The organism is Kitasatospora sp. NPDC056531 (genome assembly GCF_042794375.1).
GTDB lineage: Bacteria > Actinomycetota > Actinomycetes > Streptomycetales > Streptomycetaceae > Kitasatospora.
Window position 1 is genome coordinate 1 of record NZ_JBHTTU010000114.1, and the last position, 16,806, is coordinate 16,806.

The 16,806-nt window shown below is 68.8% G+C and carries 18 protein-coding genes; 8 read left to right on the plus strand and 10 right to left on the minus strand.

All coding sequences use genetic code 11. The annotated features are described in order from the left end of the window. Positions 1-163 precede the first annotated feature (163 nt). The gene (locus ACFQ87_RS40020) at positions 164-1,393 is read left to right on the plus strand and encodes a hypothetical protein (RefSeq protein WP_380615881.1); all 1,230 of its coding nucleotides are present in this window, start codon (positions 164-166) and stop codon (positions 1,391-1,393) included. Between the two features lie 375 nt (positions 1,394-1,768). Here ACFQ87_RS40020 and ACFQ87_RS40025 read toward each other — a convergent pair whose 3' ends face one another. Then, positions 1,769-2,221, minus strand: coding sequence for a hypothetical protein (locus tag ACFQ87_RS40025; RefSeq protein WP_380615882.1), 453 nt, complete (start codon positions 2,219-2,221; stop codon positions 1,769-1,771). A 144-nt stretch (positions 2,222-2,365) separates the two neighbouring features. On the opposite strand from ACFQ87_RS40025, the gene ACFQ87_RS40030 reads away from it, so the two are divergent. Next, positions 2,366-3,637: a helix-turn-helix domain-containing protein gene (locus tag ACFQ87_RS40030; protein WP_380615883.1), complete on the plus strand. Its 1,272-nt coding sequence runs from the start codon at positions 2,366-2,368 to the stop codon at positions 3,635-3,637. A gap of 127 nt (positions 3,638-3,764) precedes the next feature. Here ACFQ87_RS40030 and ACFQ87_RS40035 read toward each other — a convergent pair whose 3' ends face one another. From ACFQ87_RS40035 to ACFQ87_RS40045, 3 genes are all read right to left on the minus strand, one after another. Then, a complete protein-coding gene (locus tag ACFQ87_RS40035) occupies positions 3,765-4,064 on the minus strand; it encodes a hypothetical protein (protein WP_380615884.1) in 300 nt (99 codons plus the stop codon). A 315-nt stretch (positions 4,065-4,379) separates the two neighbouring features. Further along, a complete protein-coding gene (locus tag ACFQ87_RS40040; RefSeq protein ID WP_380615885.1) occupies positions 4,380-4,661 on the minus strand; it encodes a hypothetical protein in 282 nt (93 codons plus the stop codon). Between the two features lie 834 nt (positions 4,662-5,495). Then, the gene (locus ACFQ87_RS40045; protein ID WP_380615886.1) at positions 5,496-5,681 is read right to left on the minus strand and encodes a hypothetical protein; all 186 of its coding nucleotides are present in this window, start codon (positions 5,679-5,681) and stop codon (positions 5,496-5,498) included. 547 nt (positions 5,682-6,228) lie between these two features. On the opposite strand from ACFQ87_RS40045, the gene ACFQ87_RS40050 reads away from it, so the two are divergent. Beyond that, positions 6,229-6,390: a hypothetical protein gene (locus tag ACFQ87_RS40050; RefSeq protein WP_380615887.1), complete on the plus strand. Its 162-nt coding sequence runs from the start codon at positions 6,229-6,231 to the stop codon at positions 6,388-6,390. Positions 6,391-6,552: 162 nt separating this feature from the next. Here ACFQ87_RS40050 and ACFQ87_RS40055 read toward each other — a convergent pair whose 3' ends face one another. Continuing rightward, positions 6,553-6,957 carry a hypothetical protein gene (locus ACFQ87_RS40055; RefSeq protein WP_380615888.1) on the minus strand — a complete coding sequence of 135 codons (405 nt, stop codon included), beginning with the start codon at positions 6,955-6,957 and terminating at the stop codon, positions 6,553-6,555. A 649-nt stretch (positions 6,958-7,606) separates the two neighbouring features. After that, on the minus strand, positions 7,607-8,008 hold the full coding sequence (locus tag ACFQ87_RS40060; RefSeq protein WP_380615889.1) for an MmcQ/YjbR family DNA-binding protein: 402 nt from the start codon (positions 8,006-8,008) through the stop codon (positions 7,607-7,609). A 121-nt stretch (positions 8,009-8,129) separates the two neighbouring features. On the opposite strand from ACFQ87_RS40060, the gene ACFQ87_RS40065 reads away from it, so the two are divergent. Further along, positions 8,130-8,519, plus strand: coding sequence for a nuclear transport factor 2 family protein (locus tag ACFQ87_RS40065; RefSeq protein WP_380615890.1), 390 nt, complete (start codon positions 8,130-8,132; stop codon positions 8,517-8,519). Between the two features lie 555 nt (positions 8,520-9,074). Here ACFQ87_RS40065 and ACFQ87_RS40070 read toward each other — a convergent pair. The 3 genes from ACFQ87_RS40070 to ACFQ87_RS40080 all read right to left on the minus strand — a co-directional run bounded on the left by ACFQ87_RS40070 (position 9,075) and on the right by ACFQ87_RS40080 (position 11,301). Next, a complete protein-coding gene (locus ACFQ87_RS40070) occupies positions 9,075-9,551 on the minus strand; it encodes a hypothetical protein (RefSeq protein ID WP_380615891.1) in 477 nt (158 codons plus the stop codon). A 417-nt stretch (positions 9,552-9,968) separates the two neighbouring features. Then, entirely contained in the window at positions 9,969-10,622 is a 654-nt protein-coding gene (locus tag ACFQ87_RS40075) for a hypothetical protein (RefSeq protein ID WP_380615892.1), read from the minus strand. 232 nt (positions 10,623-10,854) lie between these two features. Next, positions 10,855-11,301 carry a MarR family winged helix-turn-helix transcriptional regulator gene (locus ACFQ87_RS40080; RefSeq protein WP_380615893.1) on the minus strand — a complete coding sequence of 149 codons (447 nt, stop codon included), beginning with the start codon at positions 11,299-11,301 and terminating at the stop codon, positions 10,855-10,857. 133 nt (positions 11,302-11,434) lie between these two features. Here ACFQ87_RS40080 and ACFQ87_RS40085 point away from each other — a divergent pair, with 133 nt between their 5' ends. Next, entirely contained in the window at positions 11,435-11,734 is a 300-nt protein-coding gene (locus tag ACFQ87_RS40085; protein ID WP_380615894.1) for a hypothetical protein, read from the plus strand. Between the two features lie 626 nt (positions 11,735-12,360). Here the strand turns inward: ACFQ87_RS40085 and ACFQ87_RS40090 are convergent. Beyond that, positions 12,361-12,576 (minus strand): hypothetical protein, encoded by a 216-nt coding sequence (locus tag ACFQ87_RS40090; RefSeq protein WP_380615895.1) that lies wholly within the window; start codon positions 12,574-12,576, stop codon positions 12,361-12,363. 122 nt (positions 12,577-12,698) lie between these two features. Between ACFQ87_RS40090 and ACFQ87_RS40095 the strand changes: the two genes are divergently transcribed. The 3 genes from ACFQ87_RS40095 to ACFQ87_RS40105 all read left to right on the plus strand — a co-directional run bounded on the left by ACFQ87_RS40095 (position 12,699) and on the right by ACFQ87_RS40105 (position 16,639). After that, positions 12,699-14,879 (plus strand): protein kinase, encoded by a 2,181-nt coding sequence (locus tag ACFQ87_RS40095; protein WP_380615896.1) that lies wholly within the window; start codon positions 12,699-12,701, stop codon positions 14,877-14,879. A 126-nt stretch (positions 14,880-15,005) separates the two neighbouring features. Continuing rightward, entirely contained in the window at positions 15,006-16,064 is a 1,059-nt protein-coding gene (locus tag ACFQ87_RS40100; protein WP_380615898.1) for an IS630 family transposase, read from the plus strand. A 20-nt stretch (positions 16,065-16,084) separates the two neighbouring features. After that, positions 16,085-16,639, plus strand: coding sequence for a GNAT family N-acetyltransferase (locus ACFQ87_RS40105; RefSeq protein ID WP_380615897.1), 555 nt, complete (start codon positions 16,085-16,087; stop codon positions 16,637-16,639). Positions 16,640-16,806: the final 167 nt, after the last annotated feature.

Below are 16,806 nucleotides of genomic sequence, written 5' to 3' on the forward strand. Positions count from 1 at the left end.
GTCCAAGCACACCTGCTCGAACTCCTCAGCATCGACGAAACCCGACCCCGCTGGCTGGAAACCCAAAACCCCACCTGCGAAGTCACCGGCTAGCGTGGGGCCGTCGGACGGACAAGGTCGTGGTGGGAGGGGATCAGGGGTGGATTTCCCGAGCAGGGAGAGCTTGTCGGGTCTCAGCGCGGTGGAGTACGAGGTCATCGCCGTGTTCGACGAGACGGTCGGGAGCCTGGTGCACGAGCTGGCGTCGGCGGAGGCGACGGGCGAGCGGCTGATCACGACGACGGAGGCCGCCGAGCGGCGTCTGGACGCGACTGGCGGCGGTCTGCCGCTGCACTTCGAGGTGCTGTCGGAGGTCGCCGTCGAAGCGTTCACCTTCACCTCCCGCCTGGCGCGCCTGCTGTGGCAGCAGACCGCCGCCTACGCGGTGGTCGGCATGACGGTCCTGGACCGGGTCGTCGCCGGGCGGCCGCCGCTGTCGCTCGCAGAGCTGAAGCCGCTGTTCACGGAACCCACGCTCGGCGGCCTGATCGACCTGCTGCAGGTTGATGCCGAGCAGCGCTACGCCGCCCGCAACGCCACCGTACGGGCGTTGAACCAGGAGGAGCACACGCAGCTGGTCCGCAGCCTGAACAGTGTGCGCGTGGGGGCGGGGCACCGCGGTGTGGACCCGGACAGGGCGCTCGGAGTGCCGCTGAGCGATCTGGACGACGACAAGCACGACCCACCGTGGTCGGACATCCTCAAGCCGATCGTGCGCTTCGCCCACCAGCTGCCCTACGAGATCAGCGCCGCCCTGCAGGAGCAGCGCCCCACCCGCGTGCGGCGGTGGACGCGCGGCGACGTGACGAGCATGCGCAACATCCACCGGTGCCCCGGCCGGGCCACCACCGTCGTCGAAGGACACCTGCCCGACACCGGCACCGACGGCGATCCCGGCGACAGCCTCGCCCTGACCGTCCAGGTCTGCGCCGACCACACCCCGCCACCCACAGCCTGGTTCGCCTGCCTGACCATGCGTTCCGGCACCAAGGCGATGCTGACCTCCGCCTGCGGACTCGCCGTGGACTACCGCGAGCCCGGCCAGGCGCTGCGCGCCCACGCCGATCTGTGGCTCACCCCGCTGACCGGGCTGCACCTCGCCGACCACGACGGCTGGCCCGCCCTGCTGACCGCCGCCACCGAGCACCTGCGCACCGCGTACGACATCGAGACCGACGACCACTGGAAAACGGTCGAGATGTTCCTCGACCAAGCCGCGAAGTTCTCCTCCGAAGGGGACTTCCTGCCGGCCCTGGCCGCGCTCGGCCACGCCGAGACCGCCACCGCCACTGCTCTCGCCCTCGAAGCCCAGCGGACACCCGGCGCGGCACCGGACGGCGCGTGCGACCGCTGATATGACACGGGGCACCGGCCGTGCCCGAGCCGTAGAACAGCGGCGGCCGGCCAGGCACCTGGCATGTTCGCTGCCGAAAAATCGCAGGTCGCAGCCCTGTTCACCACCGACGCGCGGGTCTAGCATTCCCGGCACGGAAACCCCACCATCCCCAAGACGGGGCTGCCGAGCAGAGCGGCCGCGCCCACGCACGGCCGAAGCCTCCCCCGGCCGGGACCCGGGCACCCCCCTGCCCCCGCGGTCCCGGCCGGCTGCGCGCCACCACCCCGCACACCGGCCGCCCCACTACGCTGCACCCGGCGCCCGCCGGTACCGGGACGCACACCTTCGGGCCATCACCGGCGGGCGCCGTCGGCTCGGCCAAGAGAGCGGCGATCAACTGAGCGGCAGGCGGAATCCGGCGGTGATTCGGGCGATGTGGGCGTCGAGAGCCCGGCCACCGGCCTCGCGTTCCTTCGGCGTCGTCGCCCGGCGAGCGCAGCCCTCGCTGGCCGTCACGTTCACAGGGCGACGGCGCTGCGGGCCGGGAATCTCGTAGCGGTTCCAGTGCCAGCCCCGGCGGCAGAACGCCTCGACCTGCCCGGGCACGTAGCCGTCCTGCTCCAGCAGCGCGTCGATCACGTCCAGGCTCATCGCCTCGCCCGGGTACCGGAACGTCCCCGCGACACACGCCCCGCAGCCGGTCCCGGCGCACGCCTCGATCCGCACCTCCCACCGAGGCACCGGCCGACGCGGGGTGCCGCGCTGCTGGACGTAGGTGACGCCGTCCAACGCGAGCCGCTGGTGGCCGACCAGGCCGGCCGCCGCATCTCGGGAGTTATGCCGCAAAGATCAGGCTCCGGAGATGGCGGCTGCCGGCGCAGTGAAGCCATCGGGGAGATCGAAATTTCACTGTGCGACGGCTTGCGGCTTCGCTAGCTTGACTCGGGTGATGACTCCCAACCACTCAACATTGCCGGACGGGTGGCCCGTATGACCTCTACCGCCTCATTGTTCGCCTGCCACGCCGCTGACGTGACGCTGGAGCGCGTTCGCGAACTGGTTTCCGTAGGCCAGCCCGAGAGCTTGACCTTGGAGTACAAGGAGAGCTTCGCCGCGAAGATCCCCGACTCGGTCGCGGCGATGGCAAACAGCTACGGCGGCCTGATCCTGGTCGGCGTCACCGAACGCAACGTGGACGACCGGGTGATCGGTGTTCCGGAGCCGACGATCGTCCAGATCGTCAGCGCCTGTCACCAGAAGCTGGAGCAGCCGTGGGTGCCGGAGATCATCCCGGTGCCGATCCCCGACAGCGGCGGCCTGATGGTTCTTGTGGTCCGCGTCGACCCGGCGAAGGCGCCGCGCCCCCTCCTGATCGCCGGCGCTGCTCCAATCCGACTCCACGGCCGCAACGCGGTGGCGGGCCTGTCGCGACTGACACAGCTGATCACCGAGGTGGCCCCCCAGACCAGGACTGCCGGACTGCGGCTGCCCCTTGCTGAACTGCCCCGCAACGATCAAGGGCAGGAGACGGCGGACTTCCTCGTACGCAGTGGGATGTTCGTGCCAGTCGACTCCTCGGCGACCTGGCGACCGCTGCCGGAGCGCGGTATCCAGTCCTTCGCCGACGCCCTGAATAGCTCGCCCCTGCACCAAGCCCTGTTCCACTGGTGCGCCTCGCTGGGGGAGGGCGGGATGAACCCCTTCCACCGTGCGGGATTCAACCGGGCCCGGCACGCCCGGCTGCTGTGGCAGGGCGGGCCGGGCGGCGCACCGCCGTTCCCACTGGAAGCCATCGCCAAGGTCGACCTTCCGGCCTCGTACGGCGCTCCCGTCTCGCATCTGCAGGTCTCCCTGGAGGTCGTCGTGCGCTTCGGGCATGTCGCGGGAAAGCCCAGCCCACCCGTCGCGGTTGGCCGCCTGTATGAACTGATCGATGCTTTGGTCGCGGCGCTGGTCGACGACAGTGTCACCGAAGCCTTGGCCGGTCTGGCAGGTGTTGACCCCCTCGTGGTGCCGCAGCCGATCGGCCTGGACTTCATCACCAGCGCGGATGTCCCGGCGTTGCTCGTAGGCAACGGCCTCACCCCTGTCCCCGATGCCGGCACCTCCCGCGGCGCCAATCTGCTTGCTGATCCCGGCGTTGACCAACGCGATCCGGTGGAACGTCGTGCCCTGGTCGATGCTTGGCTTCAGCAGATCAGCCTGGACGCTGGCCTGCTGGGTATGGAGCGGGTTCTGGACCGGCTGCACGGCGGCACCTGACGCGCTTCGGCTGGCGCCGGAACCCGCTCGGCGGCCAGGTGGGCCAGCACGGCCCGCTGCACCCGCCCAGGACCCGCGCGACATGCCTTCAGTGTCCGGCGTTGTTCCGGGTCTGAGCAACGAACGTTTACGCGGGCGGGCGGCGTCGGCCGAGCTCGGGTTCGGCCGGCCGGTTCTCGACGGGGCGTGGGGCGGCGCTGGCCAGTGCGGCGTGCAGGTGGGCGAGGACCGCGCCGGCCGCGTCGCGGGTGGTCTGGTCGGGGTCCTCGAGGCGGTCGGCGATCAGCTCGGCGGCGGCCGCGATGACCGGGATCGGGAGCAGCGCCTGGTCGAGCTGCAGGAGCTGGGCGGCGGCGCGCTGGCCGGCGGTGGGCGCGGGGGAGGTGGGGATCAGAGAGGTGAGGCCGCGGGGGAGCTGACTGGTCATCGGACTATTCTCCCGGCTCCGGCGCGGCCACCCGATCACGTCCCAGCCGGTTCAGGCACCGCTTGGCGGTGGCGCCGGGTGCTGCCGGTCGGTGGTGAAGTCCCAGTCCGGGCTGCCGGAGGACTGCCGGACGAAGTCCCGCAGCTGCACCAGGGTGCGGGCCGCCCTGATCCCCTCGAGAGGGTTCCAAGGCCTGAACCGGGCTGCCGCCCACCTGACGCGACAGCCGGGCCCTCGCCATGAAAACCCAGCCGAGAGAAGCGGGGAGCCGCTCCGCAAAATCGAGGCTACCGTAAGCCACTGGTATCGAGTTAGTTAGGGCGCCAGGTCGGTGAGGACGATATCGCCGACAAGTGGGCGGTTGATCGTTATCTCATTTCCATAGGTGTGGTCGGCTCCACTAAAATCGGTGCAGGTGACGTATGCTTCCGCTTTCTCGCCTCCGGTCGGGACGTTCTCGAAGACGACTGAGTATGTGTGGGCGAGAAGATCTGTCGGGCCGTAATCATCGGCGCCTTCGAGATTTGCCGTCTGCACGCGGACGCGCGTGATGGCTCCCCCCTCCTTGCAGGACGCGACTGTCCCCATCAGGTGCACGTGTCCGCTGTCCTGGTTGGCAGCTGCCTGCGTCGCTGGGGCGATTGCGAGGGTCGCTAAGGTGCTTGTGGCAGCTGCTAGCATGGCCAACTTTTGGCGTGACTGCATGATAACTACTCTCAGAATTTTGGATTTCTTCTTGATTTAGCAGGAGTGGAAAAATTGCCACTTTTGTGTGAACTGTCAGTGGCCTTGGCGTGGCTGCTGAGCACGTCGTTGAGATAGCGGGCGTTCTGGATCCAGGGCGGATTGCGGGCTTAGCGGAGCTCTCTTTCCAGCCTCTGTCATGTCTCCGATGCCCGCGACCTCTGCGGCGAGTTGGGCGGGGCGCCTAGCACCAGCCGCCGGTCGACAGCCGCGATCGGCACCAAGGCACTGTCCTCACCGCCAAGCCGGAGCCATCCATCCTCTTGAGGCTGCGGGCGCGGGCCGGCTGCTGGCCTTGCCAGGGGCGGCCGTTCGGCTGCCCGGGAAGGCAGAACAGCGAGGGGCGGACCACCAGGTCCGCCCCTCCCGCTGTTGTTGCGCCCGCCGTCTACAGCTCCGTCCACCCGCACGCCCGCCCACCCCGGTTGCCGGGCGGGTGCCAGATGGGCGCGGACGGTCCGCGCTGGGCCAGGTCCTCGATTCGGGCGGCGTCGGCCGGGACGGCGGCGAGCAGCTTCGGCGGCGGCCGGGTTCTCCTCGGCGGCCAGCCGCAGAAGCAGGCCGCCGTTCAGGCCACCCAGGCCGCAGGTGCAGCACGCTGCGCCCGTGCGGCAGCGGCAGGGGTGCGGTTGCAGGCGCAGCTGCGTGCGGTGGTCCCGGCGCGTGTGCGCCGGGCCGCCAGTCCGGCTACAGGTTGATCGTCCCCTTGAGGTCGACCATCGTGTGGTCAGTGAGAATGCGGAGCATGAGATCGTTGCCCTGCCCCTTCTTGAGACCACGGTCCTCGTAGTCGGGGACCATGAACGCCGCGGTGAACTGGCCCTGCCGACACTCGACCCGGGACAGGCCGACGGGGGCCTCGCCGTGGAACAAATGGGCGTTACCTCCGGCGGACTCCTCCGGGCAGGTCCCCGTCCAAGTGACCCGGATGTCCCTGGGTGAAGGAGTCCCTTGGGCAAACACGCGGGTAAGCGTCCATCCGGACGCAGCGGACTGTCCAGCCATTTCCGTCTCCTTATCTGTTCAGGCCATCAGCCGAGGCCGGCCAGACGCAGGCCCTGCTTGATGGCGCTCTTTGAACAACCCCCACCTCCGGCCGGTCCGCCCGGTAGCCCGCCGGCACCACGGCCGGGGCGTGCGGTCAGGGGTGAGCGAGCCCAGCTCATCGCGAAGCGATGCCGAGGGCGGCCTTGAAGGCACGGCGCGGCCCGAACGCTTCACGACTGGACGGCCCAGCCCCACGTTCAATGCCGGATCACGTGGGGGACGTGAGCGCCTCTGGGATTTCCGGGGGGTACTCGTCATGCTCGCGGCAGGCCGCGGCATGCTGTACCAGCATGTTTCCGGGGTGGTTCGCCTGCAACCGGTGGTCGGCGTGGCTGGTCCACGCGTGGATGTCCGCATCGGACGGGGCGTTGGGGTGCGTGGGGCCCGCACCGCAGAGGGGCTGGGCCCGTTGGTGCTGCCCGCCCCGACCAAGCGGGAGCTGGTGGCCGCGCTGGTCTCCGCTCCGGATGATCCGTGGTGGGAGACGCGGGTGCTCCACGCCAAGCTCTTCCCGGTGCGGAACCGTGGGGCGTGACTTGTTGCGCGTTGTGGCGGGTCGTTGATTCGTTAATTGATCTTGTGGCGGCGGGCGTCGTCGTGGCGCCGGATAATCGGACCCGAAGGTCGGCAACAGAAGCGCGGGGTGGCACCGGAACCCGGAGACCACCCCGCCCACTGCGAGGAACCGCCGTCACGCCTACCGCTTGTAGCAGATGTAGACGTACTTCCCGCGGGCCCCCGCGTTGAGGTCCTTCTCGTAGCGCTTGTAGCCGGCCGGAGCGGCCACGTCCTTGTTGTTGCTGGTGACTACGGCGAGGTCCGTGATGGGCTGCGACCCGTCCCGCGTGAAACACAGGTAGAGGTACTGGCCGCCGGCCCCCTTGTTGAGGTCCGTGCCGATCTTGTAGTAGCCGTGAGGGGGGTCCTCGTCCTCGCCCTCGATGACGTAGAGGTCGGTGACGGGGTTCCTGGTGCCGTCGTTCTGCCAGGTCAGGTAGAGGTAGTCACCGCCGGCCCCCGCGTTGAGGTCATTCTTGTCCATCTCCCAGCCCTCTCGCGGGGACTGATCCCCCTCCAGGATGTCGATGTCCGTCACAGCCATGGCGCGCCTCCTAGAATGGCGGTCGATCAGGGAATCCGGAGCGCACGTCGCCCAGTCGACCAGGCGGCACCGCTACGGGCCAACGACTTGGACCGCGTCGACTCAGGCGAGCGTAGGGCCTCTGATCCGCACACGAAGTCAAGCCCCGCCACCTTCACCCGATCCGGCGAATACCCCGTCCCGAGCGACTACACCGCACCAGCCTTCGCCACCGCAGCCGACATCCGCCCGGAGTGGCAGCGCGTACGTGACCACATGGCCGGGGCCCGCGCCGAGCGCTACGACCCCGACCACGACACCGCCCTCCAGCACGCGCTGTGCGCCGAACGCCACCGCCAGGACGTCGCCGACCGCGCCCGTGAGGCCGCTCACTAGGCCCGGCAGACCACCGACGCCGCCCACCGCCGCCTCGCCGGTACCACCGCCTCGCCGGCACCGCCGCCCAGCCTCTCTATACCGCCCTCGACCGCGCCGGCCTCCACGCGCTGACCGACGAGACCACCAGGCCGTCCGCGACCTCACCCGCCACGTCGACCCCGCCACGCTGCGCCAGGTCATGAGCTGGCTGGAGCGCGCCCGCACCGCGGCCCTCGCACTGCGCGGCACCGAATAGGGCCGGCCCGTCCGGCCCAGCGGCGGGTGCGAGGGGTCATGCCCGGCCCTGGTGAAGCGATCGCAGCCGTTCGCGGGCGGTGCGGGGCAAGCCCGCCACGACGCACTCCCAGGAGTGCTCGATCATCTCGCCGAGCTCGTCGGCGGGCACGGTGCCGTCCAGGACCACGGTGTTCCAGTGCCGCAGGCGCCCGTAGAAGCTGGGGCCCACGGCTGGGTACTGCTCGCGCAGGTGCAGCGCGAGATCGGGGTCGCACTTGAGGGTCACCTGAGCGGGGCGCGAGGCGGTCGCCTCGGTCAGGACCGCGAAGATCTTGCCCCCGACCTTGTACAGGGTCATCCCCGGCCCGGGCTCGCCCTCCGTCGCCCCCGGCAGGCCCATCGCGAACTCCGCGACGTCCTCCGGCTCCATGGGCAATCCCTCTCCCGCTCTGCTCATCCCGCCGACTTTAGTGCGAGAACACAGCAATCACCGGCTTTGTGCATATAGGACAAAAATAGACCTATATGGGTGTCAACCTCTCGGTACGGCTTCTTACGGCACAGAAAGGCCAGCAGGCATGACCAGCAACACGGTCCCCACGGACGCCACCGAACTCGCCCGCACGTGGGTGAACGCCTACAACGACCAGGACTTCGAGCAGTTCGGAGCCCTGTACACCGACGATGTCGTCTACACCATCGGCGCCTACCAGCTCGCCTTCCGCGGCCGGGACGCCTTCGTGGGCCACATCCGCGAATACGCGGGCGCCGTCCCCGACCGGAAGCTGACCATCAAGCGGGTCATCGCCAGCGGGGACCTCATCGCCCTCGAAACCGACTTCGCCGGGACCAGCTCCGGGGCCGTGCCGGCCCTTCCCCCGGCCGGAGAACCGGTCACCGCCCGCTTCTGCACGGTCCTCCAACTGCGCGACGGCAAGATCGCCGCACAGGACGACTACGTCGGCTAGCAGTGTCCCGCCCGGGGCCCAACCACGGAGCCGAGGAACGCGCGGATGCCGAGGCCGCCGCCCCGCCCCGCCCTGGCCTGGCGGCAACGCGCAGGTGCAACACACTGCAACGCGAGCGGCTGTCCGGCTGCCGCGTTGCAGCCTGGCCTGCGCCGATGCGCGGGAACCGGGCCGGGGAAGGGCGTGTTGCAGCCCCGCGTTGCACCCGGCTCCCCAGGCCCGGTCCGCGGTGGGGCTTTCGCCGCCGTTTCCGGCCCGGGGTGATCGCCCACTCGGCCAACCGATGGGCCCCGGACTGCCTGCTGACCGGAGCATCACTTACTGGAGGACCTGGTCATGGCGCCACCTAGCTGGCGCCCGGGTTGGCACTACACGCTTCCGGCTGACTGGCCCGCCTCAACCCGGTGAGCGTTCTCGGTCACAGCACTGGCGACAGCCAACGCGATGGGGTGGCTGCTTTGTCTCGGTCAGAGCCCTGGTAGCGCGCCCGAAGGCGACGGTCGGCAGCACCGTGGGGCAAGTCCTCATGGGTGCTGCCATCTCTGGTGCTGTCGGTCAGGCCTGGCGTTTGAGTGGAATGACATCGTTGTTGTAACTCAGCACCATATCGGTCACCACGGGCGAGGTTGTGTCGCTGCACCTGGTACTCACGAGAAACTCCGGCCGATAGGAGGAAGAAATGCTCCGGCCTGCTCCTGCCTGCCATGTAATGCTGCTGCTTTGAGAGCCTTCCGAGATGACATTATCGACTTCATACGTGCCGGTGGCCGTGTATGAGAAGTTGTCAGAATCCTTCTGGTATTCGGTTCGAGCTACCAGATTGGGGCTGAACGTTACCGTCATGGCCACCGTCTTGCCGTTGTCATCGGTGCCGCTGGCGGAGAAGGTGCCGACGTAGTCGCCCGCTTCGCCCCCGCAGATGTCATTGACGGTGGCGTGAGCCGTAGTGGCGAGGCCGGTGGCCGGCACACACGCCAAGACGAGGGCGAGGCCGGCACGGGCAGCGCAACGCCGATATTGGGAACTGAGCAAAACCGCTCCTAGGCTGTGAGATGGAAGTGGAAGTTCATCCACGACATAGGGGCGCAGACGGTTACGCAAAAGGCGCCTTGCGTCGTCTTCACCGCCGACGGCGGCCAGGAGAACGTGCCGCCTCGGCTCGCACGGCTGCGGGCCGGTGCGCCCGGCCTCCGGAACCTGACACGGGAACGGTCGACCGGGCCGTCCGGCATCAAGGAATCCGTCTACGGCTCCGTCCACCCGCACGGCCGCCCGCCCCGGCGGGGAGCGAAGCCGTCGACTACACGGACGGGCATCATGTCCCGCCCAAGGCAGAGGACCCCTGCCGCCGGGGCTATGCGGCCCGGCGACAGGGCATGTCGGCAGGCCCCCGTATTTCGTCGGGTGCTGTGGCGAATTTCGGCGCCTTACCGCACCCACAGGCCCTTGTCAGAAGGCGAGGTACTCGGAGCGCCAGGAGCCGATCGTCTGGCGGCCCTTGCGCACCTCGTTGCCGTCCGCGTCGACGAGGCAGACGTTGTTGCCCTTGAACAGGTACAGGTCGCCTGGGCTGCGGGGGTCGACGAAGCACGGCTTGATGCCGTCGTCGAACGGATAGGCCGGCCGCCAGTCGGCGATCTTTTCCGGTCCTTCCCGCCGCTTGTTCTCTCCGGAGTCGACCTTGCTCACCTGGTTGCCCTTGAACAGGTACAGGTCACCGGGGCTACGGAGGCTGACGAAGCACGAGTCGATCCCGGCCTCGAAGGGGTACTCACTGCGCCAGCTGGAGATCTTCATCGGGGCGTCCCAGCGGCGCTTGTTGCCGCCGGAGTCCACGAGGCAGACCTGGCTGTTCTTGAACAGGTACAGGTCGCCGGGGCTGCGCGGATCGACGAAGCACGCGTCGATGCCGTCGTGGAAGGGGTAGTCGGAACGCCATTCGGAGATTTTCGCGGGGGTGTCCCAGCGGCACTTGTTGCTGCCGGAGTCCACGAGGAGGACTCTGCGGTCCTTGAACAGGTACAGGTCGCCGGGGCTGCGCGGATCGACGAAGCACGCGTCGAACGTCGGCTCGGCCGTGAACTTTTCTTCGGAGGTAGCCATGCTCCAGATCTCTCACGGCTGCGCAGCATCGGCACCCTGACGGGGGCTCTTCGTGTCACACGCTCGTCGTCGCCGAGTTGCCGGTCACGCAGGCCGGGAACGGCTCGGCCGGCACGTGCCCCCGGTCGGCCGTCCGGCGCCCGCGGGCCCGGCCCCGGAGGTCCGGGCCTGATGGAACCCGGGCCGGGCTCAAGGCCTGAGGCCCAGGCCCGGAACCTTGGCGCCGAGGGCTTCAGTCCTGGAACGGCCCCTCGTCCACGAAGGTCCGCAGCAGCCCGGCGAAGACCTCGGCGTCGGCGGCCGGCCAGGAGGCGAGGGAGTCCTCGATGCGGGCCGCCAGGCGGTCCCGGGTGGCCCGCACCGCGTCGTACCCGGAGCCGGTGAGGACGAGCAGGGTGGCGCGCCGGTCGGCGGGGTCGGGCTCGCGGCGCAGCAGGCCGGCCTCCTCCAGGCGGTCGGCGCGGCGGGTCACGGTGGTGCGGTCCAGTCCGATCTCGCGGCCGAGGTCGGCGGCGCTGCATGGGCCGGTGCGGGCCAGGCCGCTCAGGACGGGGTAGGTGAGCTCGTCGACGGCTTCCCCCAGGCCGTCGGTCAGCTGGGCGTGGAGCCCGGTGCGGGTGCTGCGCCGCAGCAGCAGTCCCAGGGCTTCGGCGATCTGGTGTCCGGTCGGATTCGTCACCCCTCCAGATTAGCGTGCGCCGGGCACGCTTTTCATGTAGCGTGAGATGCGTGCTTGAGGCACGCATGGCTACTGACGGGTCACTCCCTGATGCGCCGTCAACTAAGTACGTTGAACGTGAGGAGAAAGCTCAATGCGCCATCGCATACCCACCATCGCCCTGACCGTCGCCCTGGCCGGCGGCGCCCTGCTCGCGGCCGCCCCCGCCCAGGCCGCCCCTGTCCAGCAGGGCGTGGCCACGGTCGTGGCCGACATCCCCACCGACCACCGCGCGGACATCGGCAGGATGCGCCAGCAGCTCGCGGAGCTGCGCGACAAGGCTGTGCGGCTGGACCAGCTCGGCGACCACAACGGCGCCCGGGACGCCCGTTTCCAGGCCGACCTGCTGCAGCGCATGATCGACACCCTCATCGCCTCGGACCAGCACGGCTGATCCGGCAGGGGCTCCGGTAGAACTCCGTAGGGAAAGCCCGCCCGCCCGCCGGCCCGGCGCCGGCGGACGGGCGCCATCGAGACCGAGCAGGGCGGCCGCAGGCGCCCTGGGAGCCCCTCGCCCGCCGGGGCACCCGGGGCGCAGCAGGACCGCACCGTGACCGGTGGATCACGGGCGATGTGACGACACCTTCCATCCGGCGTCCGCTCCACCCGCCGCGCGGACGCCGATCCCGACCCGCTTCCGGCCCCCACCGCGCCGGGGCTCCGGCGCCTGGCCGCCGAACCCATCGAGGCGCCCGGACGCCGGCGCCTGGCCGACCCCGGCAGCCGGTAGCCGCCCGGCCCGGCACCGGACCGCCTCGGGGCGGCCCTTGACAGCCCCGCTGCGCCGTCTTCGCGGACACACCCCGGCACCAGCCGAGCGGCCCCCACCCGCGCCCCGGCCGTCCGGGCCCGGAATCGCCCCGGAGCCCCGGTCGCGCGGCCCCGACCGCGACACCGCGTCCTATCCGGCGCCCCCAGACCCCCGCCACCAGCCCCGGCCGCAACGGCACGCCGACCGGACAACCGCCACGCCCCTGCCCTGCACGCAGATGAAACGAATTGGTGCCCCAGGACGGGTAATCAACAAGTGGAAACAAGAAAATTAGCCCCGCCCGCGAACCGCCTTCTCGAACGCCACCACTGGGCGAACCGATCAGCCCGCAGTACCTTCAGCTTCGACGCCAGACGTTCGGCGCTCATGGTGCCCCGGTCGACCTCGACGGCACCACTTTGCAGCCAAAGACGCGCCGGGCGTGGAAAGCTGATCCGGAGCAGGGTGGCCGCCTTGGCGAACACCTCTGCTGTTTGGCGGGTTTCTGGATAACGGGCATGCCGCCCTCGCGGCCGCGTCGTGATCCCTGTCGCGCCGGTGCGGCAGCAGGAGGGACAGGAATGTTCGAAGCGGGGGAGGCGTGACGATGCGAGACCAACTCCTCGGGGACCGTTACCGGTTGGTGCGGCAGCTCGGCGAGGGCGGCATGGGGCAAGTATGGGAGGCACAGGACGAGACGCTGGGCCGGAACGTCGCGGTCAAGGTGATCTCCCTACTCGCCGGCGGCGGAAGCCGCGGTGGCGAGGCACGCGCCAGGTTCCTGCGCGAGGCACGGATCACCGCCCAACTGCAGCACCCCAACATCGTGACCATCCACGACCTCGGCGAGATGGGCGCGGGAGACGAACGGGTCCCGTTCTTGGTCATGGAGTTGGTCCGAGGCGAGGGCCTGGACACGATGCTGCGCCGAGGTGTCGTGACCCTGGCGGACGCGGCCCGATGGGGCGCGCAGATATCCGACGCGCTGGCCGTGGCGCACGCAGCCGGGATCATGCATCGGGACATCAAGCCGTCCAACATCCTCATCACGCCGTCCGGCACCGTGAAGGTCCTCGACTTCGGCATCGCGCGGGCAGTCGACCCCTACGCGACCGCAGACCGCCTCACCCAGGACGGCTTCATCGTGGGCACACCCCCCTACATGGCGCCCGAACAAGCACGCGGCTTCCCAGAACCGCGCAGCGACCTGTACGCCCTCGGCTGCCTCCTCTTCGAGCTGATCACAGGCCGGCTCCCCTTCCAGGCCCCCGACACCGTGGGGTACCTGACGGCCCACCTCACACAGGAACCGCCCACACCCAGCTCGGTATCCACCGGCGTCCCCTCCGCGTGGGACGAGCTCGTGCTGAAGCTGCTGGAAAAGGACCCCGACCAGCGCTACCCGAACGCCACCGACCTCTCCCAGGAACTACGACACCTCGACCGCACACCCGAACCCGCCCAAGGCCCCGCGCCACCAGCAGGAGGGGCCACCCAACCCTCCTCCACGACAGCGACGGCCCCGCTCCCGCCCGTGGCCCCCACCCGCAGAGCAAGTGGCCTCCCCCCACGGCCGGACACCGCATCGACGCATACCCCGGCACGCCGTGGCCGCGCCACACGGTTCGTCCTCCCGGTATGCCTGTGGCTGCTTCTCGTCGCCTCGCTGGTCGGCCCGCCGGCGCTCGGGATTCTGGTCGAACTGGCGGTCACCTGGGTGTTCACGGCAGTACTCACACCCCGCTCCTTCCGCCTGACGCGCGGGACGGGGTACACGGCCGTGGCAGCCCTCGCTGTGCAGCTCGTAACGGCTCTGATCCACTGGGAGAATTTGGACCTCCCAGACAGCTGGCCCTACCTCACGATGATCATCCTGACCATCCCGGCGTACTGCTACCGCGAGATCAAGACCCGGCGTGCGGCAAGTTCGGGCCCGACACCCAGAACAGCCACATCAGTCCGGCAGCGCCTCACCCGTCTGCGCACGGTCTCGGCCGGCCGAGACATCATGCCGCCCGATGATCGCCCGCCGACAAAAGATCTGCCCACCGAGGTGCTTGCCCCTCCGAGCAGGTCGGTCTTGAAGCGCAGGACAGCCGTGGCGGTAGTGGCACCCATCCTGCTCGCAGCGGTCGCCGCTTTCCCATATGTACTTTCGCAGGGCCGCGGAACCCCCGGCCAGCAACCGAGCCAGGCGAGCTCCCCGACCACACCCTCCACGACTCCCAGCGCGAGCCCGCCCCTCAGCCTGAGCCCGCCCCCCAGCGCAAGCCCGACGCAGACGGTCACTGTGCGGTACAACAGCATCCCCAAGATCTGCGACAAGGTGGGGAGCCGATCTGGCGCGATCATTCCCGATATGGATGCTGGCGAGGAAGACGCCACAGCGATCGGTGCCAGCCTGTTCACCGGTATCGCAGAGTCACACGGATGCCGGTGGAGCACGGAAGGTTACTGGTCCGACCATCCCTGGGCCGCCGACGTCGACGTCACGATGTTCCGATTCTCGTCCGGCGCCTACGGATCAGCGGCCTTCGACAAGGAGCGCACGAGCTCCTTCTACGGGAACGCCCCACGGCTCCATGACTTCGCTGACGACCTTTGCATGTCCAACCCGACAGGCAAAGACTACGGGTACGCCCACGTGATGTTCCGCATCGACAACCTGCTCGTGCAGGTGTCCTACGAGATGCTGACCAAAACGGGTTCGCCTGCGCCCGCTGTGGCGAGACCGCGTGGCCTGGACATGGCGAAGTACGTATACGAGGTGTTGACCGCCAGCTCCTAGTGGCTCGGCTCGATAGATCGACCGGGAAATTGATCGACTGCTGGTAGTCCGTCAGGCTGTCTTCGACATCTGATCTTGGAGGTGGTCGTGGGGCGTCGTCCGGGAGTGTTCGTTCGGCCGGTGAGCATGGAGGAGGGCCGACGGCTGCAGCGGATCGGCCGGACCTCGAAGGAACCGGTCCGGCTCCGGCGGGCAATCGTGGTGCTGATGTCCGCGCAGGGGCAGTCGGTGCGAGACATCACCTCACTGCTTCAGGTCGGCGAGGACTACGTGCGAGATGTCATCCAGGCCTTCAACGAGCGGGGGTTCGACGCGCTGGACCCAAAATGGGGCGGGGGACGCCCGAAGACGATCAGTGACCAGGTGCGCGAACGCATCTGCCTGATCGCCCGGACGTCCCCCGCCGATTGGGGCATCGCCGCCTTCTCCACCTGGAGCCTGGCCAAGCTTGCCGAACATCTGGTCAAACACAAGGTTGTCACCGCCGTCACTCGGGAGACCCTGCGCCGGATCCTGCGCGAGGGCAAGGTCTCCTGGCAGACGACAACGACGTGGAAGGCCTCCACTGACCCAGCCTTCATCTCCAAGATGCACCGGGTCCTGGAGCTCTACGACACGCCACCCGCCGACGGTCGGGTGGTCTGCGTGGACGAATTCGGTCCGCTCAACCTCCAGCCCCGCAAGGGCAAGGCGTGGCGGCCCGCGCGTTCGCCGCGTCGGCTACGGGCTACGTACAACCGCTACGACGGCGTGATGCACATGCTCGCCGCCCTCGACCTGGCCACCGGCAAGATCTACTACCGGATCCGCAAGCGGAAGCGGTGGCGCGAGTTCCTCGGCCTGCTTAAGGCCCTGCGTGCCCGCTGGCCCGGGGAGAAGCTGTACATCGTGTTGGACAACTTCTCCCCGCACAAGCACCCCAACGTGCGGGCATGGGCGGCGGCCAACCGGATCGAGCTGGTCTTCCTGCCCACCTACGGCTCGTGGCTGAACTGGATCGAGTCCGAATTCGCGGCGCTTCGCTACTTCGCGCTGAACGGCACCGACCACCGCAGCCACGACGAGCAGAACGCCGCCATCGCCGCCTACGTCCGCTGGCACAACGCACACGCCCACCCCAAGAGCAACTTCGCGCCCGACTCGGTGATCCGCGACTGGACCGACTACCCCGCCCGGGCCGCCTGACACAGCCCTACGATCTCGGCATGAGCGACCAGAACCCGGCCAACGAAGAACTGACAACTGCCCGACTGTCGTTGCGACGTCCGACCGCGGCCGACATCGACGCCATCTTCGCGATCCACAATGACCCCGCAACCTGTGTCCACAACCCTTCCGATGCCCTTGCCCAGCGTCATGACGCTCAGCAGCTCTACCTGCGTTGGAACGACCAGTGGCAACGCTGCGGCTACGGCTACTGGGTCGTCCGGCACCACGACATGACCCGCCAGCTGGGGTTCTGTGGAGTCAAACCCATGGACCTGGCGGGAATGAAGATCCTCAACCTCTTCTACCGCTTCGATGCCTCCACTTGGGGACAAGGCCTAGCCACCGAGGCAGCAACCGTCGTTGCCGGCTGGGCAGCACGGCAGGTCCCGGACCTCCCGCTCATCGCCCGAGTCCGACCGGACAACATCGCCTCCCAACGCGTGGCGATCCGCGCTGGCCTGAACCGAGCAGAACATCTCGATGGACCTGGCTACGACGGCTTTGACTGGATCTTCGCTGCAAACCTGCCCAACAGTCACACGCCCAGATAGCCGTCCAACCTTCCGAGCAGAGCCACTACTGAAATTGAATGAGTGGTGTCGGGGGCTGGCCGGGGTCAGCCATGGGTGTGTCCAGCCAACGGTGTAACTCAGGTTGATTTGTATTACCGGCGGCCGATGGAGAGTCGGCCGTCGAAGGTGATCTCGAAGGCGTTCAG